Origin of the sequence: Nocardia sp. NPDC056611 (genome assembly GCF_042792755.1) — a bacterium.
In the GTDB taxonomy this organism is placed as follows: Bacteria; Actinomycetota; Actinomycetes; order Mycobacteriales; family Mycobacteriaceae; genus Nocardia.
Genome location: NZ_JBHTVV010000001.1, coordinates 1176080 through 1199897, shown reverse-complemented (window position 1 = coordinate 1199897; position 23818 = coordinate 1176080). Strand labels below are relative to the sequence as shown.

Here is a 23818-nt window from a genome sequence, read left to right as displayed (position 1 = left end):
CCGGGGTCGGGTTCACGCGGTTCGATGCAGGCTCGCGACCGGTTCGGGCCGAGACGCCGAGACGCCGGGCGCCGACACGCGCCGACACCCGGGCACTGGGTCACCGACCGCAGCGCCGGAGAACCGGTCGAACCGCGCGGTCCGGTCAAGCGGCGGCGAAGCGGACCGCCAGTTGGGTGCGGCTGGTGCAGGCGGTCTCGGCCAGTACCCGGCTGAGGTGTTTCTTCACGGTATCCACACCGATGAACAGCCGTTCGGCGATCTGCCGGTTGGTCAGCCCGCGCGCGGCCAGATCGGCGACCTCCCATTCGCGCGGGGTGAGCTGCCAGGTCGCGGTGGCGGCCCGCCGTTCGCGGTCGCGGGCGAGTTGTTCGCCGGCCAGCGGCGCGAGGTGGCGCCGCAGCGCGTGCAGCAGCGCCACATCGCGTTCGGGAACGCTCGGCGACTCCGCGACCGCCATGCCCACGCACAGCACCCCGGCGGGTCCGCCGTCGACCAGCATGGCCGCCTTGTCGGTGATTCCGTTGGGGCGCAGGAACTCCGCGCGGAACGCGTCGGACCCGGGCACCTCGCTGAGCCGGATGACGCCGCGGGCACGCAGCAGGTCGGGCACCAGCGCGTTGCGCAGCGGGTCGACCTCCGCCCAGCGTTCGGTGTAGTCGGCCATGAATTCCGGGGTGTATCCGCCCTGGACGCCGCATCCCTCGCGGATCGCCTCGGCGAGCGTATCCCCGTGCAGCACTGCGACTCCGACGAAACCGAACCAGCTCTGCAGGGCCAGCACCAGCCGCTCGCGGAACTCGCTCAGGTCCACGGCCCGATCGACGGCTTCCAGCACGCCGATCAGCCGCCGGTGGTCCTCGGCGGTCAGCGGTTCGCCGTCGGGCAGCGGCCGGGGGCGGCGGTGCGGATCGAGCAGGGCTCCAGTCACTCCAGCCATTTTCCACCTTTGGGCCATACCGGGCGATACCGCGCGCCACGAGACTGGACGCGACCGCCCCGGGTGAATTCGCCGGGGGCACAGCGACGAAGGAATGGAATGAGTGCACAGAACCCCCGCCGCTGGCTGATCACCGGCGCGAACAGTGGTTTCGGCGCGGCCATCACCGCGGCCGTGCTGGCCGCCGGGGACGAGGTGGTGGCCGCGGTGCGCCGCCCCGAGACGATGGCGGAAGTCATTGCGGCACACCCGGATCAGGTGCAGGTGGTGACCTTGGACGTGCGCGACGGCGAGGCCGCCGAGCGCGCGATCAAGGAGGCCGGTCGGATCGACGTGCTGGTCAACAATGCCGGGTACGGCATCGTCGGCGCGATCGAGGAGACCAGCGAGGCCGATCTGCGCGATGCCATGGAGGTCATGTTCTTCGGCCCGCTGCGCCTGACCCAGCTGGTGCTGCCGCAGTTGCGGGAGCGGCGCTCCGGCGCGATCGTGCAGCTGACCAGCATGGGCGGGTTCATGTCCTTCGCGGGCGTCGGCGCGTACAGCGCCGCGAAGGGCGCGCTGGAGCTGGCCAGCGAAGCCCTGGCGGCCGAGGTGAATCCGCTCGGCATCCAGGTCCTGATCGTCGAACCGGGTGAGTTCCGTACCGGGTTCGCCCGGCCCTCCGCCCTCACTTTCGGTTCGTCCATTCCCGACTACGCCGGGACGGTCGGCGTGATCCGCGATGGCCTGCCCGCCTCCGATCAGCAGCAGACCGGCGATCCGGCCAAGGCCGCGGCCGCCGTGCTGGCCTCGGTCGGTCAGCCGGACGCCCCGCTGCGCCTGGCCTTGGGCCCGGACGCCGTGGGCGCGATCCGCGCCAAGCTGGCTACCGTCGCCGCGGAGCTCGACGCCACCGCGGCGCTCGGTCTGAACACCGCCTTCGACGAGGCCTGAGCACCCCGGAAACGCGAACAGCCCGCCGGTCCCCTCGGCGGGCTGTTTCATGCGTTCTGCCTACAGCGCCGTCAGCGCGGCACTTCCGGTGCCCATGGCGGTGACGATGTTGGCAAGCACGGCGAGAAGTTCCATGTGAGTTCCTCATCAGTTCGAGAGCGGGAAACACGCAGCCTGGGCGATGAGAGTGACCTCCGCGCGACGGCAGGGTTAACAATTCGGAGAATTTCGCGAATCATACCGATGCCCGATGTGACCGAAAATGTGTAACCGGCGTCACATACCCCTGTTACGGTGGCGCTACCGTCGTCGGGTGGGCGGCGGGCGTCTCGTCAACGGAGGTGGTCCGCATGGCCTCGGTTCTGCATTCGACTCGGCAACGCATGGCGCACACCGGTGAGGCGCTCAAGGGACTGCGGCGGTTGCGAGAATTGGGGTTGAGCGACCCGTCCGATCCGGTGGAGACGGTGCGATTACTCAGGGACGCACGGGTTTTCGGACCGCCCGCGACGGCGGTGCGCCGGGCGGCCCGCATGTTCCCGGATCTGCCCGCCCTGGCCGACGAGCGGGGTGAGCTCACCTACCGCGAGCTGGATCAGCAGTCCAACGCGCTGGCCCGCGGCCTGCAGCGCAACGGCGTCCGCCCCGGCACCGTGGTGGGCGTGCTGGCCCGCGACCACCGGGGACTGATCCTCACCATGGCCGCCCTGGGCAAACTCGGGGCACGGCTGGCACTGATGAACACCGGTTTCGCCAAACCCCAGTTCGCGCAGGTGTGTGAGCGCGAGAACGTGCGAGTCGTCTTGCACGACAGCGAATTCCTCGGCCTGCTCGACGCCCTGCCCGAGGAGCTGCCCCGCGTCCTGACCTGGATCGACGAGGGCACCGAAATACCGTCCGGCGCGAAGACTCTGGACGAGCTGATCGAATCCAACGCGAAGACACCGCTGCCCGCGCCGAAGAAACCGGGCGGCTTCATCATCCTCACCTCCGGCACCACCGGCCTGCCCAAGGGCGCGCCGCGCGACCGCACCGGGCCGCTGTCGACCGTGCAGATGGTGGACCGCATCGACTTCCCGCATCGGGGCACGATGGTGATCGTCTCCCCCATCTTCCATTCCACCGGCTTCGCGACCTGGCTGACCGGGTGCGCGTTCGGCAACAAGGTGGTGACCGCCCGCCGCTTCGACGCCGAGCGCACACTGCGCCTGATCGCCGAGCACAAGGCGGACATGCTGGTGGCGGTGCCGACCATGCTGCATCGAATGGTGGAGCTGGACAAGGAGATTCGCCAGAAGTACGACACATCCTCACTGAAGGGGATCGTGCTGGCCGGGTCCGCGTTGTCGCCGGAGCTGTCGACGCGCACGGCCGAGGTGTTCGGCCCGGTGCTCTACAACCTCTACGGCTCCACCGAGTGCGCGATCGCGTCGGTGGCGCGGCCGGAGGATCTGACCGTGGCCCCGGGCACCGCCGGAAAGGCCCCGCTCACCTGCGAGGTGGCGCTGTTCGACGACGACGGCCGCCGCGTGCTGGCCAAGAATGTCACCGGCCGCGTCTTCATCCGCTCCGGTTCGCCGTTCAAGGGCTACACCGACGGCCGCAAGAAGGAGGTCATCGACGGCTACATGTCCAGCGGCGACGTCGGGCATTTCGACGACCGCGGACTGCTGTTCATCGACGGCCGCGACGACGACATGATCGTCTCCGGCGGGGAGAACGTCTTCCCGCAGGAGGTCGAGAACCTGCTGCTGGAGCGGGCCGACATCTTCGATGCGGCCGTGGTCGGTGTGGACGATGTCGAGTTCGGCAAGCGGCTGCGGGCGTTCGTGGTTCCCGAGCCGGGCGCGCAGCTCGACGCCGAGGAGATCAAGGCGCATGTGAAGGCGAACCTGGCCCGCTACAAGGTGCCGCGCGAGGTCTTCTTCCTCGACGATCTGCCCCGCAACGCGACCGGCAAGCTGCTGCGCCGCGTCCTGGTCGAATACGAGCCGCCCGCGGCCTGAATCACGGGCGGCGCTGACCCGCACCTTCCCGGTCCCGATCACCGCGACACGGTGGCAATCCTGGGATTCACACCACGAGCTGCGAGGTTTATTCGTAACCGCGAGTAACGGAGACCTCGGCCACATCCTCGCTGCCTGTGCTTGCTAGGGTTAGCACCGCACTGGATCTCGATGTTGTGGTCCGTCGGCGGACTCGTCCGGCAGGGGGACCGCGGAAGGTTGTACCCATGTCACTTCCATCGGCGGGCACGGTTCTACGCAAGGCCGGCGATACCGCACTGAGCGTCAACGCGATGGTCCGAGGGGGACTGTTCAATCCGCTGCGCCCCGATCACGCGGTGCGCTCGGCGATCAACGTGTTGAAGTTCGGCCCCTTCGCGGGCGCGGTGGTGCACGCCGCCAACACCAATCCGAAGTCCGCGGCCATCGTCGACGAGCGCGGCGAGCTCACCTTCGAGCAACTCGACAAGCAGTCGACCGCGCTGGCCCGCGGCCTTGTCGCGCAGGGCCTGGGCCCCGGCGACGTGATCGGCGTGCTGGCCCGCGACCACCGCGGCATGGTGCTGAGCCTGGTCGCCGCCGGCAAGCTCGGCGTGCGCGCGGTGCTGATGAACACCGGCTTCGCCAAGCCGCAGTTCACCGATGTGGCCGTCCGCGAGAAGGTCAAGGCGGTGCTGCACGACAGTGAGTTCTTCGACCTCATGTCGGCCATCCCGGCCGAGATTCCGCGCATCCTGACCTGGGTCGACGAGAAGGACAATGCCGACCCGTCGATCCCGACCATCGAGTCGGTCGCGGCCGGTCAGTCCACCGCGCCGCTGGCGCCGCCGGAGAAGCCGGGCGGCATGGTCATCCTGACCTCGGGCACCACCGGCACCCCCAAGGGCGCGCCGCGCGACAAGGTGTCGCCGTTCATCACGGCCCAGTTCCTGGATCGAATCCCGTTGCCGCGCAACAGCACCGTGGTGATGGCCGCCCCGATCTTCCACGCCACCGGCCTGTCGCAGTTCACGCTGTCGATCGCGCTGGGCAACCGGGTGGTGTTCCAGCAGCGCCGCTTCGACCCCGAGACCACCCTCGCCAACCTGGTGAAGTACCGGGCGCAGGGCCTGACCGTGGTGCCGACCATGCTGCAGCGCATCCTCGACCTGCCGGAGGAGACCCTCGCCAAGTACGACCCGAAGGCGACCCTGCGCGTCATCTTCGCGGCCGGCTCGGCGATCCCGCCGGACGTCGTCACCCGCACCCTCGACTACTTCGGCGAGACCCTCTACAACGTGTACGGCTCCACCGAGTGCGCGGTCATGACCGTGGCCACCCCGAGCGAGCTGCGCAAGGCCCCGACCACCGCGGGCAAGGCCCCGGTCGGTATTCGCGTCGCGCTGTACGACGAGAACCGCAAGCGCGTCACCGCCCCGAACGTGACCGGCACGATCTTCATCGAGAACGGGCACTCGTTCAAGCAGTACACCGACGGCCGCACCAAGGAGTACGTGGACGGGCTGATGTCCTCCGGCGACGTCGGCCACTTCGACACCGACGGGCTGCTGTTCATCGACGGCCGCGACGACGACATGATCGTCTCCGGCGGCGAGAACGTCTTCCCGCAGGAGGTCGAGAACCTGCTGTCCAACCGGCACGACATCCTCGAGGCCGCCGTGGTCGGCGTCGACGACCGCGACTTCGGCAAGCGGCTGCGCGCCATCGTGGTCCCCGGCCCCGACTCCAAGCGCGACGTGCAGGAGATCAAGGACTACGTGAAGGAGAACCTGGCCCGGTACAAGGTGCCGCGCGAGGTCATCTTCCTCGACGAGCTGCCGCGCAACGCCACCGGCAAACTGCTGCGCAAGCCGCTCATCGAGATGGAGATCACCGAGAACTAGGATCTTCGCCGCAGGTTCGCGGGACCAGCGGTTTCCGCGCCCCGACCGGGTGCGGAAGACTCTCATAGCCAGTTCTTTTCGTGCCCCGCTGCCCGGCAGCGGGGCACGAGCGTCTGAGCAAAACCGCGATCGCTATTATCAGCGCGTGAGTTTCCAATCCGGCCGCCGTACGGCGCAATTCCGCAGTGATGCTGCGGTGTTGCGCGGTGGGGCGGCCGGTTCGGTGTCCGGGGCGCTCGCGATGGCCGCGCACGGCTGGATCTCGGGGGCCGCGCCCCTGGAATCGGGGCCGTTGACGCTGCTGGTCGCCGCCTCGGCCGCGGTCGGCGCGGCGGTGGCGAGCGTGCACGCGCTGCGCTCCACCGTTCCGGGTCTGGTGCTCGCGCTGATCGGCGGGCAGCTGCTCGGGCACTTCGCCATGATGTGGGGTTCGCCGGGGAGCATGCACCACATGCATCACACCGCCTCGATGTGGAGTCCGGCCATGCTGGCCGCGCACATCACGGCCGCGTGTGTGGCGGCGGTGGTCATTCTGGGCGCGGAGGCGGCCTATCGGATCGGCACCACGGTGCTGGCCCGGGTGCTGCCGCTGCCCATTGCACTGCCGGTGCTGTCGGGGCCGCCGCGGCTGCCCATCGCGCACCGGGATCTGGTCGTGCTGCGCATCTTCGCGGCCGACGTCTTACGTACCCGCGGGCCGCCCGCGCTCGTTCGAGGCTGATTCCTTACTTTCACCCGGGCACACGGACTTTCGCGTTCGTGTGACTTCGCTGTACGCCCGCGACCGGTCGCGGTGGTGTCTGCGTGTCCCGGCACTCCCATGACCGCTGTGCGCCGCGTGCGCGCCGTGAGGGGGTCATGGGTGCCGACCCAGCGCCGCATCGACGTGTCCCGTACGTCGCGTTCCGGGTGTTCCCTCGAACCTGAAAGACCACTGGTGACAATCACTGAGAGCGGTGTCGAGACGACACCGCCGCCCTCCCCTGCCCCGACGCCGGAACCGGCGTCCGGGAAGTCCCCGAAACGCGGTGCGGGCAATGCCTTCCAGGCGCTCATGCTGCGCCTGCACTTCTACGCCGGCGTCTTCGTGGCGCCGTTCATCCTGATCGCGGCCGTGACCGGCGCGCTGTACGCGATCTCGCCGACGCTGGAGAACATCACCTCCAGCGGTCTGCTGCACACCGATTCGACGGGCCCGGCCAAGCCGTTGAAGGAGCAGATCGCGGCCGCGCAGGCGGCCGAGCCTGCGCTGGCGCTGGTGGCCGTTGCTCCCGGCCAGAACGCCGGTGACACCACACGGGTCATCTTCAGCGATCCGTCGCTGGGTGAGTCCGAGCGCCGGGCCGTGTTCGTCGATCCGGTCACCGCGCAGACGGTGGGCGATGACGTCGTCTACGGCAGCTCGGGCGCGCTGCCCCTGCGCACCTGGATCGACAAGCTGCACAAGGATCTGCACCTGGGCAAGGTCGGGCGCTTCTACAGCGAGATCGCGGCGTCCTGGATGTGGCTGGTCGCACTGGCCGGGCTGGTGCTCTGGTACCGGCGGGTGCGGGCGCGGCGCGAGAAGCGCTCGGCTGGTTGGCTGCTGCGTCCGGATCGGTCGCGGCCCCGCGCGCGCACGCTGAATTGGCATGCGGTGGTGGGCGTCTGGATCCTGCCGTTGATCCTGCTGCTGTCGGCCACCGGTATGACCTGGTCGAAGTACGCGGGTGAGAACGTGACCGAGCTGCGCAAGGCCATGAGCTGGCAGACCCCCGCGGTGAACGCCAAGCTGCCGGGATCGAGCGGTCCGGCCAAGCCCGCGGGCGGCGAGCACGACGGGCACGGCAACGCGCCCGCGGCGACGCCCCCGGCGGGCAAGGCGGCACTGGCCGACACCGCCTATGGCGTCGCCCGCGCCAATGGCCTGGAGGGGCCGCTGGAGATCAGCATTCCGGCGAAGGACAGCATGGCTTTCGTCGCGCAGGAATTGCGGCGTCCGGGGCAGTACACCCGCGATGCCATCGCGGTGGACGGCGCGACCGGCAATGTCACCGCCAAGCTGCCCTACGCCGACTGGCCGCTGATGGCCAAGCTCACCAACTGGGGCATCCAGTTCCATATGGGCCTGCTGTTCGGCCTGGTCAATCAGCTGTTGCTGCTGGCGGCGATGATCGGGCTGGGCACGGTCATCGTGCGTGGCTACCTCATGTGGTGGCGTCGTCGCCCGACCAAGGAGTCGAAGCTGGCCGTGGGTAAGGCTCCGCGGCGCGCGATCGCGCAGACTCCCTTGATCGTGCTGCTGCCGCTGGCGGCCGGCGCCGCCGTGGTCGGCTGGTTCGTGCCGATGATCGGCCTCCCGCTGCTGGCCTTCCTGGTGATCGACGTGCTCGTGGGAGTGGGAGCCCGCGTGCGCGCCAAGACCGCCTAGGCACCGAAATCCACTGAGCGACACGGCCTCCGGGCCGTGCCGCCGAACCCCTGCACCCTTTCGCAGCTCGCGCGACCGCGACCTGCGCCTCCTGTGCGGCCTCTGACCCGCACCGACGAAAGATCGAAAACTGATGAAGCTCAACAAGTTCGCCGTGTCCGCCGCCCTCGTGACCACCGCCCTGGGCGTCACCGCCGGAACCGTGAACGCCGCCCCTGCCCCCGCGGACGCCGGTGCCATCAACTACACGGCCACCAGCAGCGACAAGGACCTGGTCATCCGCACCGACGCCGGTTCCATGGGCGTCGAGAACGGCGTGTTCACCATCAAGGCCGCGGACGGCACCACGGTCGCCGGAACCGAACTGTCCCTCCGCGTGGATGATTTCGTCTTCCCCATCGCCACCGAGATCCACGATCGCGTCGCCACCCTGACGCCGCAGATCGACCTCGCGCACGCCACCTACAAGCCGGTCGCCCTCCCCTTCGAGAACAGCGCCCCGTGGAAGACCGACTACGAGCGTGAGCAGGCCGCCTGGAGCCGCATGACCAGCACCCTGTCCATGGGCGCCACCATCGGCACCCTGACCGGCGGCCTCGGCGGCGCGGCCCTGGGCTGCCTGATCGGCGGCGTCGCCGGCACCGCCCTCACCGGCGCCCTGCTGACCATGTTCGGCGCGGGCCCCCTCGCCGGCTGCATCGCAGGCGCCGCCGCGGTCGGCTTCCTCGGCACCATCGCCGGCCAGGTCTTCGTCACCGCCCCGTTCGCCATCGCCGCCGCCGTCCAGTACTTCACGACGATCAACCAGCCGTCGATCAAGCCCGCCAAGTAGCCCGAAAACCGCTGCCCGCCATCCGATCACCGCATCCGCGATCGGTTGGCGGGCACACCGACTCCGGCTCTATACCGCAGGAATCCGGGATGCCTCGACGGCCGTCTTGATCTTCGCCGGCGTCCCGTTCATGCCGTCGACCATCTCGTCGTCGAAGTCGTCCTCGCCGCCGAGCCGGTGCTCGCACGCCCGACGGGCGAAGTAGTCACGACCTCGGGGACAGGAGACAGTTGTGGGCCCACCGATATCGGCGACTGCTGCCCTGGTCAGCCAAGGCGATGGGCACCGGCTGAGGGGGTGGCGGTGAAGATGTGGGGGGCGGTGAATCCCTTGGCGGTCAAGGCTTCTCGAATCCGTTCGGAGGCCGCGGTGGCGCGCCTCTGATCGATGAGGGCGAGGATGCTGCCCCCGAAGCCGGCGCCGGTGAGGCGGGCGCCGTGGGCGCCGGCGGTGAGGGCTGCGGCAACGGCCGTTTCGAGGGGTGGGGCGGAGACTTCGAAATCGTCTCGGAGGGAGGTGTGGCCGGCGGTGAGGAACGGGGCGATGGTGCGGGGGTCCGCGCCGGAGCGCAATTGTTCGGCTATTCGCAGGACACGGGCGTTCTCGGTGATCACGTGGCGGGCGCGTCGGCGGAGGACGGGGTCGGGGAGGCGGTCGATCTCGGCGGCGGTGGGGAGGTCGCGGAGGGTGGGGACGTCCAGTTGGGCCGCGGCGGTGGCGCATTCGGCGCGGCGGGTGGCGTAGGCGCTGTCCATGAGGCGATGCGGGGCGCCGGTGTCGACGATGAGCAGGGTGAGGCCGTGGCGGGCGAGGTCGAAGGGGATGTGTTCGGTCTTGCCGGTGCGGGTGTCGAGGAAGAGGAGGTGGCCGGGGGTGCAGAGCAGGGCGGCGGATTGGTCGAGGACGCCGGTGGGGACGCCCGCGTAGACGTTCTCGGCGGTGCGGGTGATGTCGATGAGGTCGGCGGTGGAGACGCTCGGGGCGAACAGGTCCCGCACGGCGATGGCGACCGAACAGGTGAGGGCGGCCGAGGAGGACAGGCCCGCCCCGATCGGGACGGTGCTGTCGAGGTCGATGTCCAGGCCGCGGATCTCGTGGCCGCGACGCTCGAATTCCCGGATCACGCCCAAGGGGTAGCGGGACCACGCGGGGAAGTCGGACCAGCCCGCGGTGGACAGGTCCGCGGTTGTCGTGTCGACCGTGTCGCCGGGCGCCTGCTCAGATCTCAGGCGCAGCACACCATCCGGTCTGGCGCGGGCGGTGCAGGTCGTGCCCAGCGGCAGCGCGAGGGGCAGGACATACCCGTCGTTGTAGTCGGTGTGCTCGCCGATCAGGTTGACCCGTCCGGGAGCCCACCAGCGTCCCGCCGTCGATTCCACGTGTCGGGCTCCTCTTCACCGGGGCGTGCGGGGCGTACGGTTCGATCTGCGGGGAGCATAGCGAGTCTCCCGAAAGCGGCCCTGCGGGTTCGCCGAACTCCCATCCGGACCGCCCGCTTTCATGTCATGATCGGTTCGGTTGCCCAATAAGTGGCAGCGCCTTTCTCGACCGGGCACTCTGCCACCGCAGCGCGGGGACCTATGCTCGTACCGCAACACACACGGTTGATGATCGGCGGTGTCTTTTCGAGTACTGCTCGGACAGGGGGGCTGGTGGGAACAGAAGTACAACCGGCCGAACGGCCGAGGCGTTTCAACATCTGCTGGCGCACGGTCCTGTTCATCTGCGGCGTACTGATTCTCGGCCTACCCCTGGTGATCAACTCCAAGGCGGTGGCGCTGGGCACGCTGTTCGTGTCGGTGGCCATCAGTCTCACCATGATCGGCATGGGGGTGCGCAAGTTCCGCCCCCGCCATCCGCTGCCGTGGTACCTGCTCTCCGCGGCCGCCGTGCAATTCGCCATCGGCACCGCGCTGCGCCACATCTCCGATTCCCAGCGGCACCCCTTCGACGACCTGTTCACCCTCAGCGGCTACTGCTGTGTCGGGGTGGCCGCGGTGCTGTGGTTGCGCCCGCGCCAGAACAGCACCGACCACGATCTGCTGCTCGATTCCGGGCTGATCGGGCTGGGCGCGCTGCTGCTGTCGTGGACCTTCCTCATCTCGCCGGTGCTGCACATGTCCCGGGACCTGGACTTCACCACCGTCACCTGCGTCGCGGACCCGATCGTGGACGCGCTGCTGCTCACGGTGATCGTGCATTCGGTGATCACCTCGGAGCGCTCGGAAACCTCACTGCGCCTGGTGCATCTGGCCATGCTGGTGATCCTCGCCGGTGACCTGGCCTACAACCTGGAGACCGCGGGCTCGGCGGTGATCGGCCGCCAGATCCAATTGCTGCCGCTGCAGCTGGGATTCACCCTGATCGGCGCGGCCGCGCTGCACCCCAGCATGGTGGTGCTCGGCGGGCCGCGCGATATCCACCCGCACCGGTCCCGGCAGCGGGCCAGCATCATCGCCATCGTCATGATCGTGGCCTCGCTGGTGCCGGTGGTCGGCTCCAGCCTGGACACCCTGGACCGCACCGTGGTCTCGTCGCTGTTCGCGCTACTACTAGCCGGAGTGCTGCTACGCAGCGAGCGCGCCATCGAACGCAGCGCCCGCAGCGAGCGGCGCGCGCAGTATCAGGCAGACCACGACATGCTCACCGGACTCCTGAACCGCGCCGCCCTGCTGCGGGCGCTGCACCGTAATCGGGACCGGTGGGCCGGACAGCCCCTGGCGCTGCTGTTCATCGACCTGGACGGATTCAAGCGGGTCAACGACAACTACGGGCACGCGGTGGGTGATGAGCTCATCGCCAATGCGGCGGCCCGCATCCGCCGGGTGATCCGCCGCGACGACGCGGCCGCCCGCTACGGCGGAGACGAATTCGTGGTGCTGGCCCCGCTGGCCCGGCCACACGCCCTGCAACTGGCCGAACGCCTGCTGGCCACGCTGGGCGAACCGTTCGAGTTGAGCGCGGCCGAGGTGCGCATCGCGGCCAGCATCGGCATCGCGTGCTCCAAACCGCGCGAGACCGAGACCACCGTCTACGAGTTACTGCGCGAGGCGGATTCGGCCATGTACCACGCCAAGGAATACTCCCTCGGCTACATCTTCCACGACGACTTGCGTCGCAACCGCCCCGAGGCGGGCACCCGCACCTGGCAGCGCGAATCCGCGGTGTGAGCGCGCGGTAGCCGCCGCGTACACGGCGCTGACTCGCGCTACGGGGTGGTTCACTCGACCCACGCTCGGTGGTCATGCCCCACCGACATGGGGAGTTGTGGCCCAACCCACACGAAAAGGGTTGGGCCGTCAGCCCTCAGGCTGGAACGCCCCGCTCTCAGGCCAGGTCTTCCAATAACCGACGCGCCGACTCGAGCTCGGCCTGCAGCTGCTCGACCTTGGCGCGCTGGGAGGCGCGCACCGACTCCAGGATCGAATCCACGACCTCCGACACCTCGGGGTGCAGGATCTTGGCGGCCTGGGAGACAGCCGAACTGGGCACGGCCAGGCCGCGGATGGTGCGCTTCTTGCCGTTGACGACATCGAGGGTCCACTCGCCCTCGCCGGTGCCGCTGAGGGTGACCGTCACCTCGGGAGCCTTGGGCTTGCGGGCGGCCGACGCGGTGGCGGCGGCGTTGCGGGCCGGGCGCGAGGCCTTCTTGGCCTCGGCGGCGGGCTCGCCCGCCGGCTGCGGGGTGGCTTCCGGAGCGGGCGGGGTGCTCGGCGCGGCGGCCGGCATCGTCGCGGGGGACGACATCGTCACGGTCGGTTCCTTCCTGGTTGCCGTTCTGGGGGTTGCACCGGCCGGTTTGGCGCCGGAGGCCGGCGCGGTGGCCGGTTTGGCCGGGTTCTGCCGGGCCGGCTTGGTCAGGGTCACCTCGGTGGGACCGAAGGACAGCACGTCCTTCGAGCCCGTCGGCTTCACCTGGAGGAAATCGCCCTCGGACGGATCGCCGAGGGACATCACCTTGCCGGAACGACCTTCCGGAACACCGACCGCCGACGCGGTGAACCACACCATAGGCGGTCTGCCAGCGTCGATTTCCGCGGCGATCTCCCGAATCTCGGTATCCGACAAGGGCTGTGGCTTGGTACGGGTCGACATGGGCACTCCGGGGCGGACGGGGCGGACAGCTGCGTGCCAAGAGCATGCACCATGGCACCGACAAATCCACATCCGGAGAACGCGCCTGGTCACCCACGCACGGTCAGTGATCCTTCAGCTATTCCTACTGGTGCGGCCCACGGAGCATGGCCGGCGCTGGTGATCCTAGGCGTCCGCCCCTGTCCCCGCGCAACTTTCGTGACGGACCCGTCCGACTCGCGCCCGAATAGCGAGTATCGATCAGAGCTGCTCGACACCGCGCAGCACACACCGCACGGTCTGTGGCCGGGCCACCGGATCCAGCAGCGTCTCGGTGGTGAAGTCCTGCGTCGCGCCGGGCGCCACCAAGACCTCGGTGCGCGTGCGTTCCAGATCCGCGGACTCGGGCGTCTGGAAACTGATCACCACCAGATACCGGTGCTCCACCACATCCCGGTTGCTGACCACGGCGGTCGCCTGCCAGCCCGCGGAGGTGCCCGCGCAGGCGGTGACGAAGGCGCTGCGCTGCATCTCGGCGGTGTCGCCGACGGAGTGCTCGGCATTGGACTGGTGCGCGTGTGCGGGTTCGCCGTGTCCCCCGTGCGCGCAGCCGGTCAGCAGCGCCGCGCATCCTGACACGACACCGACTAGACCTCGGCCGGGGGTGATCATGAATCTCCCATTCCACCGCGCACTTCCGCCCCCGCACTCCTGTTGCGGCTGATTAGCCGCGGGCCGAGACTACCCCAGCTCGACCGCGTGTCGTCACATGACGGCATAGGCGTGTCGCACTGGAAAACCGGCCGTATCCTCGTCTTTCGCGGGTGTCGGAGCCCCTGCATACGATCTAGTACGTGAAGGTACTGGGAGCATGCCCCCTCGACTGCCCCGACGCCTGCTCCTGGGTGGTGGATGTCCAGGACGGCCGGGCCGCCGGCCTGCGCGGCAACAAGGAACATCCGGTCACCCGGGGCGCGCTGTGCGTCAAGGTGAACCGCTACCTCGAGCAGGTCCACTCCCCCGAACGCCTCACCCGCCCGCTGCGCCGCGTCGGCCGCAAGGGTGAGGGCCGTTTCGAGCCGATCAGCTGGGACGAGGCGCTCGACGAGATCGCCACCCGCCTCACCGCGATCATCGCCGAGCACGGCGGGGAAGCGGTGTGGCCGTTCCACGGCACCGGCAGCCTCGGCTTCATCCAAGGGCTGGAGGGTCTTTCCGGGCGGCGTTTCTTCAATGCGCTGGGCGCGTCCGGGCACGACCCGACCATCTGCTCGGTCGCGGGCACGGTCGGGTTGCGGTACACGCTGGGCACGTCGGGCGGTATGGATCCCGAGGACCTGGCGAAATCGAAGCTGATCCTGTTGTGGGGCACCAATCCGCTCACCTCCGGCCATCACGTCTGGAAGTTCATCCAGGACAGTGGCGCGTACACCGTCGCGATCGACCCGGTGCGCACCAAGACCGCCGAACGCTGTGACGAACATCTGGCTCCGCTGCCGGGCACCGATGCCGCGCTCGCGCTGGGTCTCATGCACGTGATCGTCGGGCTGGGCGCGCAGGACGAGGAGTTCCTGGCCGCCCACACCGAGGGGTGGCCCGAATTCCGGGCCCGCATCGCCGAGTACCCGCCCGAACGGGCCGCCGCCATCACCGGGGTGCCGGTCGAGCGCATCGTGGCGCTCGGCGAACGGATCGCCGCCACCCGCCCCACCGCCATCCGCGCCTCGCAGGGCATGCAGCGGCACGCGGGCGGCGGCATGGCGCTGCGCACCCTGGCCTGTCTGCCCGGCGTCACCGGCGACTGGGCGATTCCCGGTGGCGGGCTGCACTATTCGACCAGCGGCCACTTCCGTCTGGACATCGACGCCCTGACCCGTTTCGATCTGCTGCCGCATCCGGTGCGGACGCTGTCGATGACCCGGATGGGCGAGGCGCTGCTGGATCCGGACGGTCCGCCGGTGCACGCGTTGTTCGTGATCGGCGCGAATCCGGTGGGCTCCAACCCCGATCAGCGCCGGGTGATCGAGGGCCTGTCCCGTGCGGATCTGTTCACCGTGGTGCTGGAACACTTCCCGACCGATACGGTCGACTACGCCGATATCGTCCTCCCGGCCACCATGCAGCCCGAGCACCTCGATGTGCTGGCCGCCTACGGCAATCTGTATCTGGTCTGGAACGAGCCCGCCGTGGCCCCGCCCGGCGAATGCCTGCCCACCACCGAGACCTTCAGGCGGCTGGCCCGGCGCATGGGGCTGACCGAGCCGGCGCTCTACGAGTCCGATGAGGAGCTGGCGAACCAGCTGCTGAAACAGTACGACGTGGACCGGCTGCGCGCGGACGGGTTCCTGAAGATCGAGCCGGGTCCGGTGCCCGACGGGAAACTCCGGTTCGTCTCGGACCAGGTGACGGCGGCGGGGCACGATCCGGTGGCCGGATACACCCCGCCCGCGGATCCCGGTGACGGCCTGGTGCTCATCTCGGCGGCGTCACACTATTTCCTCAATACCGGGTTCGGTTCGAATCCCGAATTGCGCCGCCGCGCAGGCGAACTCCGCGTCACCATCCATCCGGACGACGCGGCCGCACGCGGTATCGCCGACGGTGATCCGGTGACGGTCGGCAATGATCGCGGCAGTTTCGAGGCCGTCGCCGAGGTCTCCGACATGGTCCGCCCGGGTGTGGCCGCGACCCCGAAGGGCCGCTGGGCCAAGCATTCCGGCGGCGCGACCGTCAACGCCACCGTCGCCGAGCGGGATTCGGATTTCGGCGGCGGCGCGGTGTTCCACGACAACCGGGTGTGGATCAGCCCCCGGAACTGAGCGGTCAGGACGCGGCGAGTCGCTCCAGCACGCGCCTGGCCTGATAGTCCGCGCCCAGCTGGTTGGGGTGGAAGGGGACGGCGAGGCCGACCGGGTTGCCGGAGAACGGCAGCAGCCCCTCCACCCAACGGGTGCCGACGGGCCGGCAGGCGTCGTGGCCCGCGCTGCCCGCGTAGGTGTCGACGAAATCGACTCCCGTGCTCGCCGCCACCCGTTCGAGCATGGTGTGCAGTTCGATCAGCTTCTGCCCCAGCCAGACCGCGTCGCCGTCGGAGATCGGGATGACCGGCCAGCAGCCGCCGTCGAGGCCGATGCCTTCGAAGTAGTCGAGCAGCAGGATGCGGGCGTGCGGCGCGCGTTCGCGAATGCCCGCGATGGTGGCGGCCACGCGTGGCTCGGTCCGGGCGATGTTCTGCGACATCCGGTCGACCCCGTCGGCGACCATCGAGTTCAGACAGGGGCTGATGGCGGGGTCGAGGGTGATGCAGTCGGTGACGATGGCCGCCAGATTCGCGTCGTTGCCGCCGATTTCGAGGGTGACCAGATCGGTGGATTCAGTCAGCGAGTCGAACTGCGGCGCGTTGGAGCCGAGCACGGTGTGCTGCGGCTGGGTCATATTGGCGGTGACCGCGCCGCCGCAGGTGGCGTCGCGGAAGACCGGCACGGCCAGCGCCGCGGCCACCTGTTTGGCGTAGTTGTGGGCGCTCTGCGCGCAAGGCGCGGGGGTGAACGCGGTGCTGAGCTGGCTGAGGGTGGCGTCGGCTGCCCAGGAGTCGCCCAGGGCCACATACTCGTTGACCGTGGTGGCGGGTGGTTCGGCGGACACGGCCCCGGCGGGCAGGACGGCGGCGAGGGCAGCGGCGGTGAGCAGTGCGCGCGAGGTCTTCATGTCTGGTCTCCCCTGGATCAGTCCCCAATACCGAAGAAGGGACTGTTTTCAGTGCGGAACCTAGCAGTTGGACCGTCGTCCTGCTCGCCGAAATCTCAAACCCGGTCCGCCACCTCCCGCAGGTCCGCGCCCACCATCTCCCTGCGGTCGACGCTCGCCGCCTCCATCCGCTCGTACCCGAGCAGGACATCGTGCGCCACTTCGCCGTCGGCCACGGTGACCCGGCTGAAGGCGGCCGGATAGCCGCGGGCCATCACGGTGTAGCGGCCCTCCGCGAGATCCGGCACCACATAGCGGCCGGTGTCGTCGGTGCGGGTGACCGCGATCAGGTCCCCGGCCTCGTCGAGCACGGTGATCTGGGCGTCGGGGATGCCGGCGCCGCGGTCGTTGCACGCCGATCCGGCCAGGACCGCGCGCGGCGCGAGTTCGATGTCGTGGCGCAGCATTCCGCTGTCGGGCACGGTGAGGGTGACCGCGGACGGCCGCATGTGCTCGGCCACCGCGACCAGCGTGTAGGTCCCGGCCAGCACGCCGCGGCAGGTGAAGTCGCCCTCGGCGGTGGTGACGGCCGAGCCGACCACGTCACCGAAGTGGTCGGTCAGGGTGATGGTCGCGTCGCCGAGCGGCGCGCCCCGGCCCGCCGACCGCACCACGCCCGACACCTCACCGGAGCCGAGCAGGGCGACGTCGAGCCGAAGCGGGCGGCTACCGACCGAAATGCTCACCGCGGCGGGCTGATAGCCGTAGGCGGACACGATCAGCACGTACCCACCCGTGCGCGGCGCACCGATCAGGTACTCCCCCTCCGCGTCGCCGACGGCCCGCGATACCTGGCGTCCGCGCTGGTCGATCAGGGTGAGCACGGTGTCGGGCACCGACTGCCCGTCCTCCCGGTGCACCCGGCCCGATACCGACAGCCCCGGAGCCTCCTCCAACACGAACTCCGGCTCCGGTTCGAGCTCGGGCTCGAGGATCTCCTCCTCGACGACCACCACCGGTTCCGGAGTGTCCTGCAGCGGAATCTCTTTCATGAACAGCAGCACGACCGCCGCCACCACCGCGACCGCGGCGGCCACCGCGAACACCCCGCCCATGGCATGGGTGAAGCCGGTCAGGATGGGCGTGCGCACCTGTTCCGGCAGGTCCGCGATGCCGCTGGTATTGGCCTCGATCCGCCCGAGCTGCGCGGCATCGAAACCCGGCGGCAGTTGACCGCCGAAGGCCGCCAGGATCTTTCGCGGCAGCAGGTTGAACAGGATGGTGAGGAACACCGCGACCCCGAGGGTGCCGCCCATCTGCCGGAAGAAGGTGGCCGATGCCGTGGACACGCCCATGTCGGCGCGCGGTCCCGCGTTCTGGGCGGCGATGATCAGCGTCTGCATGCAGCCGCCCAGGCCGAAACCGATGACGCCGCAGTACAGCAGCGGCTGCCACAGCGGGCTGTCGAAGCGGACCAGCGCGAACAGCACCGATCCGGCGGCGATGATCAGCGAGCCCAGGACGGGCAGCGCCTTGTAGCGTCCGGTGAACTTCGTGACCAGCCCGGACAGTTGCGCGCCCAGCATGATGCCCAGCACCAGTGGCAGCATGAAAAGCCCGGAGCGCGTGGGCGAATACCCGCGCACCACCTGGAAGTACAACGGCACCAGCACGATCGCGCCGAACATGGCGACGCCGACGATGAATCCGCCCAGGATGGCGATGCTGAAGGTGCGACTGCGGAACAGCCGCAGGGGAATCAGCGCGGAGTCCTTCATGAGCAGTTCGACGATGAGGAACGTGGTTAGCCCGGCGGCCGCGATGCCGTAGCAGAGCAGCGCGTGCTGCGACTTCCATCCCCATTCGCGTCCCTGCTGGGCGACGATGAGCAGCGGAACCGTGCCCGCCGCAAGGGTTATGGCCCCGAGCCAGTCGGTGCGGTGGCGGTGCCGTTCGAAGGGCACGTCGAGCACCTTGCCGACCACCACCAGCGCGAGTGCGCCGATCGGCACGTTCACCAGGAACACCCAGCGCCAGCCGGACAGTCCGAGGATGTGGTCGGCGTTGGAGAAGAAGCCGCCCAGGACGGGGCCCAGCACCGTGGCGATGCCGAAGACCATCATGAAATAGCCCTGGTACCTGACCCTTTCGCGGGGCGGCACGATATCGCCGATGATGGTGAAGGCCAGCGACATGAGCCCACCCGCGCCGACGCCCTGCAGCGCGCGGAATCCCGCGAGCTGGTACATGGAGGTGGCGAAGGTGCAGGCCACCGAGCCGAGCACGAAGACGCCGATGGCGATGAGGTAGCAGGGTTTCCGGCCGTAGATGTCGGCCAGCTTGCCGTAGAGCGGCGTCGATATGGTGGCGGTGATCAGGTAGGCGGTGGTGGCCCAGGCCTGTTTGTCGAAGCCGTGCAGGCTGTTGGCGATGCGGACGATCGCCACGCTGACGATGTTCTGGTCCAGCGCCGCGAGGAACACCCCGAGCAGCAGGCCGGACAGGATGGTCATGATCTGGCGGTGCGAGAGCGTTCTGTCGGCGGGCGCCGAGGGTTCGCTCGGCGCTGATTTCTCGGTGGACGGTGCGACCCGGACCGGCGCTGCCACCCGCGACGGGGTGGATACCGATGCCTGGGTAGAGCTGTTTGGCATGTTTGGGGCCCTTGTCGGATTTCGGCTTGCCGTGCGTGCGGTGCTACTCGAAAAGACCTCGCCATGAAGCAATTCGGGCAGCTTACTCCCGCCGATCGGGGCCCCTCACAGGAGGTGGCGGTTACGCCTCCGTTTGCGCGTAGAGCGGAATACCGGTGTGGAAGAAGCGAATGAGGCGGCCGATGCGCACGCAGTGGTCGGCCGCGCGCTCGAAGTGGTGGGCCAGCAGGGCGATATCGATGGCCATGGCCGACCCGTGCGCCCAGCCGTCGTCGGCCGCGAGCTCCACCAGACGGCCGCGTAGGCGCTCAAGGTTCTCGTCGCGCGGGACCAGCACGCGGTCGCGCGGCGGGTTCTGCGCCGCAATGACTCTCACCGCGCTGCCGGCGAGATGCGTGACCGCGCCGGACATTTCCACCAGCAGGTCCAGGACGTGCTCGGGAGCCACCGGGTTCGGGTAGCGGCGCACCACCACGTCGGCGACGCGGCTCAGCGATCGGCTCACGGCCAGGAGGTCGTCGGCGATCTGCATGGCGGTGATGACCTGGCGCAGGTCACGGGCCACCGGGGCTTCCAGGGCCAGCAGGATGACCGACCGGTCCTCACATTTGGCGTGCTCGATCTCTACCTGCTCCTCGAGCGCGAACACCTCGTACGCGGCCGTCAGGTCGGCGCCGAGGAGCGCTGTCGTGGCCCGCTCGGAGGCCTCCTGTGTCAGCTGCGCCATATGCGCGAGCTCCTCGGTCAGCGCCATCAGTTCGCTGGAGAATTTCGTGCGCACTCGCATATCTTGGCCGCCCTCCCGCATGCCTGCACACTATCGCGGGAAAACCTTTCTCTCCGAATGGGTCTCGATTCCGTTCACCAGAAGTAAACAGACCGTCCAGATTTGTCTGATTTGTCCACCGGTTGTTCGATTTGCCCTGCTTCGGTGGGTCGTAACCGGAAACACCCGCCGGTAACCGAGACTGGCCTCGTGGCCGCCGACAACCCAGACCCGCCGCAGCGGACCGCCATGCCCGCGTGGCTCCCCCGCGCCATGGTGCTCGCGCTGGCCCTGCTCGGGCTGTTCGAACTCGCCAATTGGGCGGCGCACCAGCTCATCGGGATCGCGATCATGATGACGGTGGCGTTCTTCGTGTCGCTCGCCATGGAGCCGGCGGTGGACGGGCTCGCCGGGCACGGCGTGAATCGGGGGCTGGCCACCGGGGTGGTGTTCATCATCGTGTTCGCCTGCGCCGCGGGGTTCGTCGCGACGCTGGGCGTGCTCCTGGTCGAGACCGTCTCCCACGTGGTGAGCGAACTGCCGCGACTGGTCGACGAATTGGTGAATTGGGTCAATCGCGTATTCCACCAGAATTTCACCTTGGATCAGTTGCGCGATCGACTCTTCAAGGATTCGGACATCATCAGTTCCTATGCCGAGCGGGCGGCGAACAATGTGTGGGGGCTGTCGAGCACGGTGCTGGGCGGGCTGGCGCAGTTCATCACCATCGCGCTGTTCAGCGTGTACATGACCGCCGACGGACCCAAGCTGCGGCGCTCGGTGTGCTCGTTGCTGCCGCCCGCGAAACAGGGTGCGGTGCTGCATGCCTGGGACCTGGCCATCGACAAGACCGGTGGGTACCTGTATTCGCGGGCGCTGCTGGCGGTCATCTCGGCCATCGCGCACGGGGCGTTCCTGGCGCTGCTCGGCCTGCCGAACGCGCTGGCGCTGGGCATCTGGTTCGGTGTGGTGGCCTCGTTCGTGCCGACCATCGGAACCTATATCGCGGGCGTGCTGCCGATCCTGGTGGCGCTCACCATCAGACCGCTCGACGCGGTGTGGATTCTGCTGTTCGTGGTGGTCTACCAGTGGGTTCAGGACTATGTGCTGCAGCCGCGGATCACCGCGCGGACGGTGGACGTGAATCCGGCGGTGGCGCTGCTGTCGGTGATCATGGGCGGGGCGCTGCTGGGGGCGGTGGGGGCGCTGCTCGCCATTCCGGCGACCGCCACCTTGCAGGCGTTCCTCGGGGAGTACGTGAAGCGGTACGAGGTCAGCGAGGATCCGCGGATCGAGCGGAAGGGCGGGGCACGCAAGCAGCGCAAGCTGGATGAGGCCGCGGCGAAGGACGCCGAGGAGTCCGAGGACTAGGCGCGGACCGGGACGGCGTCCTCGGGCCGCTTGGCCCGCGCGGTACCCAGGATCGAGCCCAGGATCACCAGCGGGAAGCCGATCGCCATGCCGGCGGTCAGCGGCTCGTTCAGCAGCGAGACGCCGATCAGCAGGGCCACGGCCGGATTGATGTAGGTGATGACCGTCGCGCGGGACGGGCCGACCTCGCCGATGAGGGCGAAGAAGACGACGAACGCGAGCGCCGTGCACAGCAGGCCCAGCCCGACCACCGACCAGGTCGCGGCCGCCGGGAAATGGGACGGCATGCGCCACAGCGTGAACGGCAGGTAGAGGGTGGCCGCGAAGACCAGCGACGCGGTGACCACGCCGATCGGCGGCAGCTCCTTCAGCTTGCGGTCGATGATGATCGGGCCCAGGGCGTAGCCGACCACGCTCACCCCGATGGCGGCCGGCGCGCCCAGGTTCGACATGTCGATATCCAGGCCGACCAGTGCGGTCACCCCCGCGAAGCCGATCACCAGGCCGAGGATCCGGCGCGGATCGAGACCCTCGTGTCCGAGGCGGGTGGTGATCACGATCGCGATCAGCGGGACCGCCGCGATGAGCAGCCCCACCGTCGAACTGGTCAGTCGAGTCTCCGCGTGCCCGATGAGCAGCCACGGCCCGGTGATCTCGACGAGCGTGTACACCAGCACCCACCGCCACTCCCGCAATACGGGCCACAGGACCTTGGTGAACAGCGCGACCGGGAGCAGCACCACCGCACCCAGCAGTGTCCGCCCGAATGCCACGAACACCGGATCGAACTCCCCCACCGCCACCCGGATCATCGCGTACGGCACGCCCCAGATAACGCCCATACCCAGGAACAACAGCCACCCGCGCTTACTCACCGCACACTCCTTCCGATCCCCGGGAGCGTAGGGCACGCCGCCGACACGCTGAACCAGTCGTCCGAACGTGGCCGCCCGCCGAAGTATTTCGGTGAGGAACGCGACACCGGCGGCTTCGGAGACAAACGGGGCTCCGCCAGGTAGACAGATGTGGATGCGAGTCGGCACTGTCGTCGCGGTCACGGCGGCCGCGATCGGACTGAGCGTCACCCCCGCCGCCGCGGCCCCTCGGCCCGGCCCGATCGGCGAACCGCCGCCGAGCATCGCCGGGCCGCTCCGGAACAACGGAACGGGCCAGCCCGCCGAACACGCGCAGCGCGGGCAAGCAGGACAGACCTCGACGACGCTCGAACCGGCGATCGACTGCGTGTCATCACCGGAACAACCGAATCCGGTTGTGGTGCTAGGCGGTTTCGGGGCGGTCGGCGACATCCGCGGGACGCTGGAACGACAGATGGCCGGAATCACCAGCGGCATCAGAGATCTCGGTGGCTGCGCCTTCATCTTCGGTTACGGAATCATCGGCCCGATGCAAGCGGCGGCGCCGGTCGCTGAATCAGCGGGCCAGTTGCGAGCATTCATCGCGAAGCTGCTCGCGACGACCGGAGCCACCCACGTCGACATCGTCGCCCATTCGTCGGGCGCGCTGGTCGCGAACTACTACCTGAAATTCCTCCACGGCGGCGCGCACGTAGAGCGCGCGACATACCTCGCACCGGTCACCAGAGGAACAACCGCCGCCACCCTGATAGGCGGCCTCGACCTCCCCGGCTCCCCCGAGGGCCTGGCCGAAATCCTGAACGACGCGACAGATCCGCTGCGCGCCAATGTATTAGCCGGAGTAGCAGGCGCTCTGGACTGCCTGGCCGGCTCCCAAGTGAACCGAGCCCTCCTCGACGGCGGAATAACCGTCCCCGGCGTCATCTACTCGGTCCTCGCCACCCACGGCGACCAAGTCCTCACCCCACCCGGCCCAGCCTCCTTCATCAACGACCCCCGCGTAGAGAACGACTACTTCGAAGACCTCTACCCGCAAGCCGGCCTGTCCAGCCACGCCACACTCCCCATGACACCGGAAGCAGCGCAGTGGGTGACCAAACAGCTCCTCTCCGAATAGCCGAACCCCGTCCCCCCACCTAGCATTCATCCGAACCTCCTCCTCTTCGCAGCCACCGCCAGCCGCCCACGGTCACTGATCCGCCAACGACCGTGGTCGCTCTCGCGCACGACAAGCCCGCGAGCCATCAACTGCACCAGCGCATTCCGCGTACTCCACCCGGTGAGCGATGCCGCCCGCTGAATCTCCACAGCCGACAACCGCCCATCAGCGAGGCTCAACACGCTCAACACGGCGAACTCCGCAGTAGTCATGCCGCTCGATGCC

20 protein-coding genes are annotated in these 23818 nt (G+C 68.9%); 11 read left to right on the top strand and 9 right to left on the bottom strand.

Annotated features, from left to right (window positions below; all coding sequences use genetic code 11):
- Nucleotides 1-145: 145 nt before the first annotated feature.
- Nucleotides 146-940, bottom strand: a complete 795-nt coding sequence (locus tag ACFRAQ_RS05435; protein ID WP_379094430.1) for a LuxR C-terminal-related transcriptional regulator — start codon at nucleotides 938-940, stop codon at nucleotides 146-148.
- Nucleotides 941-1039: 99 nt separating this feature from the next.
- Between ACFRAQ_RS05435 and ACFRAQ_RS05430 the strand changes: the two genes are divergently transcribed.
- From ACFRAQ_RS05430 to ACFRAQ_RS05405, 6 genes are all read left to right on the top strand, one after another.
- Nucleotides 1040-1876, top strand: a complete 837-nt coding sequence (locus tag ACFRAQ_RS05430; protein ID WP_379094429.1) for an SDR family NAD(P)-dependent oxidoreductase — start codon at nucleotides 1040-1042, stop codon at nucleotides 1874-1876.
- 350 nt (nucleotides 1877-2226) lie between these two features.
- Entirely contained in the window at nucleotides 2227-3882 is a 1656-nt protein-coding gene (locus tag ACFRAQ_RS05425) for an acyl-CoA synthetase (protein WP_379094427.1), read from the top strand.
- Between the two features lie 227 nt (nucleotides 3883-4109).
- Nucleotides 4110-5765 carry an acyl-CoA synthetase gene (locus ACFRAQ_RS05420; protein ID WP_379094425.1) on the top strand — a complete coding sequence of 552 codons (1656 nt, stop codon included), beginning with the start codon at nucleotides 4110-4112 and terminating at the stop codon, nucleotides 5763-5765.
- 145 nt (nucleotides 5766-5910) lie between these two features.
- Complete coding sequence (locus ACFRAQ_RS05415) at nucleotides 5911-6486, top strand: hypothetical protein (protein WP_379094423.1); 576 nt, start codon at nucleotides 5911-5913, stop codon at nucleotides 6484-6486.
- A 333-nt stretch (nucleotides 6487-6819) separates the two neighbouring features.
- Nucleotides 6820-8175, top strand: coding sequence for a PepSY-associated TM helix domain-containing protein (locus ACFRAQ_RS05410; protein WP_379095844.1), 1356 nt, complete (start codon nucleotides 6820-6822; stop codon nucleotides 8173-8175).
- 133 nt (nucleotides 8176-8308) lie between these two features.
- Entirely contained in the window at nucleotides 8309-9007 is a 699-nt protein-coding gene (locus ACFRAQ_RS05405) for a hypothetical protein (protein WP_379094421.1), read from the top strand.
- A 266-nt stretch (nucleotides 9008-9273) separates the two neighbouring features.
- On the opposite strand, the gene galK is transcribed toward ACFRAQ_RS05405, so the two are convergent.
- Nucleotides 9274-10386, bottom strand: a complete 1113-nt coding sequence (galK, locus tag ACFRAQ_RS05400; RefSeq protein WP_379094419.1) for a galactokinase — start codon at nucleotides 10384-10386, stop codon at nucleotides 9274-9276.
- A 273-nt stretch (nucleotides 10387-10659) separates the two neighbouring features.
- Here galK and ACFRAQ_RS05395 point away from each other — a divergent pair, with 273 nt between their 5' ends.
- Nucleotides 10660-12177 (top strand): diguanylate cyclase domain-containing protein, encoded by a 1518-nt coding sequence (locus ACFRAQ_RS05395; RefSeq protein ID WP_379094417.1) that lies wholly within the window; start codon nucleotides 10660-10662, stop codon nucleotides 12175-12177.
- Between the two features lie 157 nt (nucleotides 12178-12334).
- Here the strand turns inward: ACFRAQ_RS05395 and ACFRAQ_RS05390 are convergent, their stop codons facing one another.
- Together ACFRAQ_RS05390 and ACFRAQ_RS05385 are read right to left on the bottom strand one after the other, a co-directional pair.
- On the bottom strand, nucleotides 12335-13018 hold the full coding sequence (locus tag ACFRAQ_RS05390) for a DUF6319 family protein (RefSeq protein ID WP_379094415.1): 684 nt from the start codon (nucleotides 13016-13018) through the stop codon (nucleotides 12335-12337).
- 324 nt (nucleotides 13019-13342) lie between these two features.
- Nucleotides 13343-13720, bottom strand: coding sequence for a hypothetical protein (locus ACFRAQ_RS05385; RefSeq protein WP_379094413.1), 378 nt, complete (start codon nucleotides 13718-13720; stop codon nucleotides 13343-13345).
- 215 nt (nucleotides 13721-13935) lie between these two features.
- On the opposite strand from ACFRAQ_RS05385, the gene ACFRAQ_RS05380 reads away from it, so the two are divergent.
- Nucleotides 13936-15900, top strand: coding sequence for a molybdopterin-dependent oxidoreductase (locus ACFRAQ_RS05380; RefSeq protein ID WP_379094411.1), 1965 nt, complete (start codon nucleotides 13936-13938; stop codon nucleotides 15898-15900).
- A gap of 4 nt (nucleotides 15901-15904) precedes the next feature.
- On the opposite strand, the gene ACFRAQ_RS05375 is transcribed toward ACFRAQ_RS05380, so the two are convergent.
- Together ACFRAQ_RS05375 and ACFRAQ_RS05370 are read right to left on the bottom strand one after the other, a co-directional pair.
- A complete protein-coding gene (locus ACFRAQ_RS05375) occupies nucleotides 15905-16789 on the bottom strand; it encodes an SGNH/GDSL hydrolase family protein (protein ID WP_379094409.1) in 885 nt (294 codons plus the stop codon).
- Between the two features lie 95 nt (nucleotides 16790-16884).
- Entirely contained in the window at nucleotides 16885-19281 is a 2397-nt protein-coding gene (locus ACFRAQ_RS05370; RefSeq protein WP_379094408.1) for an MFS transporter, read from the bottom strand.
- Here ACFRAQ_RS05370 and ACFRAQ_RS05365 point away from each other — a divergent pair.
- Nucleotides 19274-19489 carry a hypothetical protein gene (locus ACFRAQ_RS05365; RefSeq protein WP_379094406.1) on the top strand — a complete coding sequence of 72 codons (216 nt, stop codon included), beginning with the start codon at nucleotides 19274-19276 and terminating at the stop codon, nucleotides 19487-19489. The two genes, ACFRAQ_RS05370 and ACFRAQ_RS05365, sit on opposite strands and share 8 nt — an antisense overlap.
- Nucleotides 19490-19543: 54 nt before the next feature.
- On the opposite strand, the gene ACFRAQ_RS05360 is transcribed toward ACFRAQ_RS05365, so the two are convergent.
- Complete coding sequence (locus tag ACFRAQ_RS05360) at nucleotides 19544-20203, bottom strand: phosphate uptake regulator PhoU (protein WP_379094404.1); 660 nt, start codon at nucleotides 20201-20203, stop codon at nucleotides 19544-19546.
- 195 nt (nucleotides 20204-20398) lie between these two features.
- On the opposite strand from ACFRAQ_RS05360, the gene ACFRAQ_RS05355 reads away from it, so the two are divergent.
- Complete coding sequence (locus tag ACFRAQ_RS05355; RefSeq protein WP_379094402.1) at nucleotides 20399-21559, top strand: AI-2E family transporter; 1161 nt, start codon at nucleotides 20399-20401, stop codon at nucleotides 21557-21559.
- Here the strand turns inward: ACFRAQ_RS05355 and ACFRAQ_RS05350 are convergent.
- Nucleotides 21556-22434, bottom strand: coding sequence for a DMT family transporter (locus tag ACFRAQ_RS05350; RefSeq protein WP_379094400.1), 879 nt, complete (start codon nucleotides 22432-22434; stop codon nucleotides 21556-21558). The genes ACFRAQ_RS05355 and ACFRAQ_RS05350 overlap by 4 nt on opposite strands.
- A gap of 154 nt (nucleotides 22435-22588) precedes the next feature.
- On the opposite strand from ACFRAQ_RS05350, the gene ACFRAQ_RS05345 reads away from it, so the two are divergent.
- Complete coding sequence (locus ACFRAQ_RS05345; protein WP_379094398.1) at nucleotides 22589-23551, top strand: esterase/lipase family protein; 963 nt, start codon at nucleotides 22589-22591, stop codon at nucleotides 23549-23551.
- A 26-nt stretch (nucleotides 23552-23577) separates the two neighbouring features.
- Here the strand turns inward: ACFRAQ_RS05345 and ACFRAQ_RS05340 are convergent, their stop codons facing one another.
- On the bottom strand, nucleotides 23578-23805 hold the full coding sequence (locus ACFRAQ_RS05340) for a hypothetical protein (protein ID WP_379094396.1): 228 nt from the start codon (nucleotides 23803-23805) through the stop codon (nucleotides 23578-23580).
- Between the last annotated feature and the right edge of the window lie 13 nt (nucleotides 23806-23818).

Coding starts and splice junctions, on each gene's coding strand:
- ACFRAQ_RS05420 (WP_379094425.1), top strand. CDS start 4,110: ATGTCACTTCCATCGGCGGGCACGGTTCTACGCAAGGCCGGCGATACC.
- ACFRAQ_RS05435 (WP_379094430.1), bottom strand. CDS start 940: ATGGCTGGAGTGACTGGAGCCCTGCTCGATCCGCACCGCCGCCCCCGG.
- ACFRAQ_RS05410 (WP_379095844.1), top strand. CDS start 6,820: ATGCTGCGCCTGCACTTCTACGCCGGCGTCTTCGTGGCGCCGTTCATC.
- ACFRAQ_RS05390 (WP_379094415.1), bottom strand. CDS start 13,018: ATGGTGTGGTTCACCGCGTCGGCGGTCGGTGTTCCGGAAGGTCGTTCC.
- ACFRAQ_RS05430 (WP_379094429.1), top strand. CDS start 1,040: ATGAGTGCACAGAACCCCCGCCGCTGGCTGATCACCGGCGCGAACAGT.
- ACFRAQ_RS05375 (WP_379094409.1), bottom strand. CDS start 16,789: ATGAAGACCTCGCGCGCACTGCTCACCGCCGCTGCCCTCGCCGCCGTC.
- ACFRAQ_RS05365 (WP_379094406.1), top strand. CDS start 19,274: ATGGTCATGATCTGGCGGTGCGAGAGCGTTCTGTCGGCGGGCGCCGAG.
- ACFRAQ_RS05340 (WP_379094396.1), bottom strand. CDS start 23,805: ATGACTACTGCGGAGTTCGCCGTGTTGAGCGTGTTGAGCCTCGCTGAT.
- ACFRAQ_RS05425 (WP_379094427.1), top strand. CDS start 2,227: ATGGCCTCGGTTCTGCATTCGACTCGGCAACGCATGGCGCACACCGGT.
- ACFRAQ_RS05345 (WP_379094398.1), top strand. CDS start 22,589: ATGCGAGTCGGCACTGTCGTCGCGGTCACGGCGGCCGCGATCGGACTG.
- ACFRAQ_RS05370 (WP_379094408.1), bottom strand. CDS start 19,281: ATGACCATCCTGTCCGGCCTGCTGCTCGGGGTGTTCCTCGCGGCGCTG.
- ACFRAQ_RS05405 (WP_379094421.1), top strand. CDS start 8,309: ATGAAGCTCAACAAGTTCGCCGTGTCCGCCGCCCTCGTGACCACCGCC.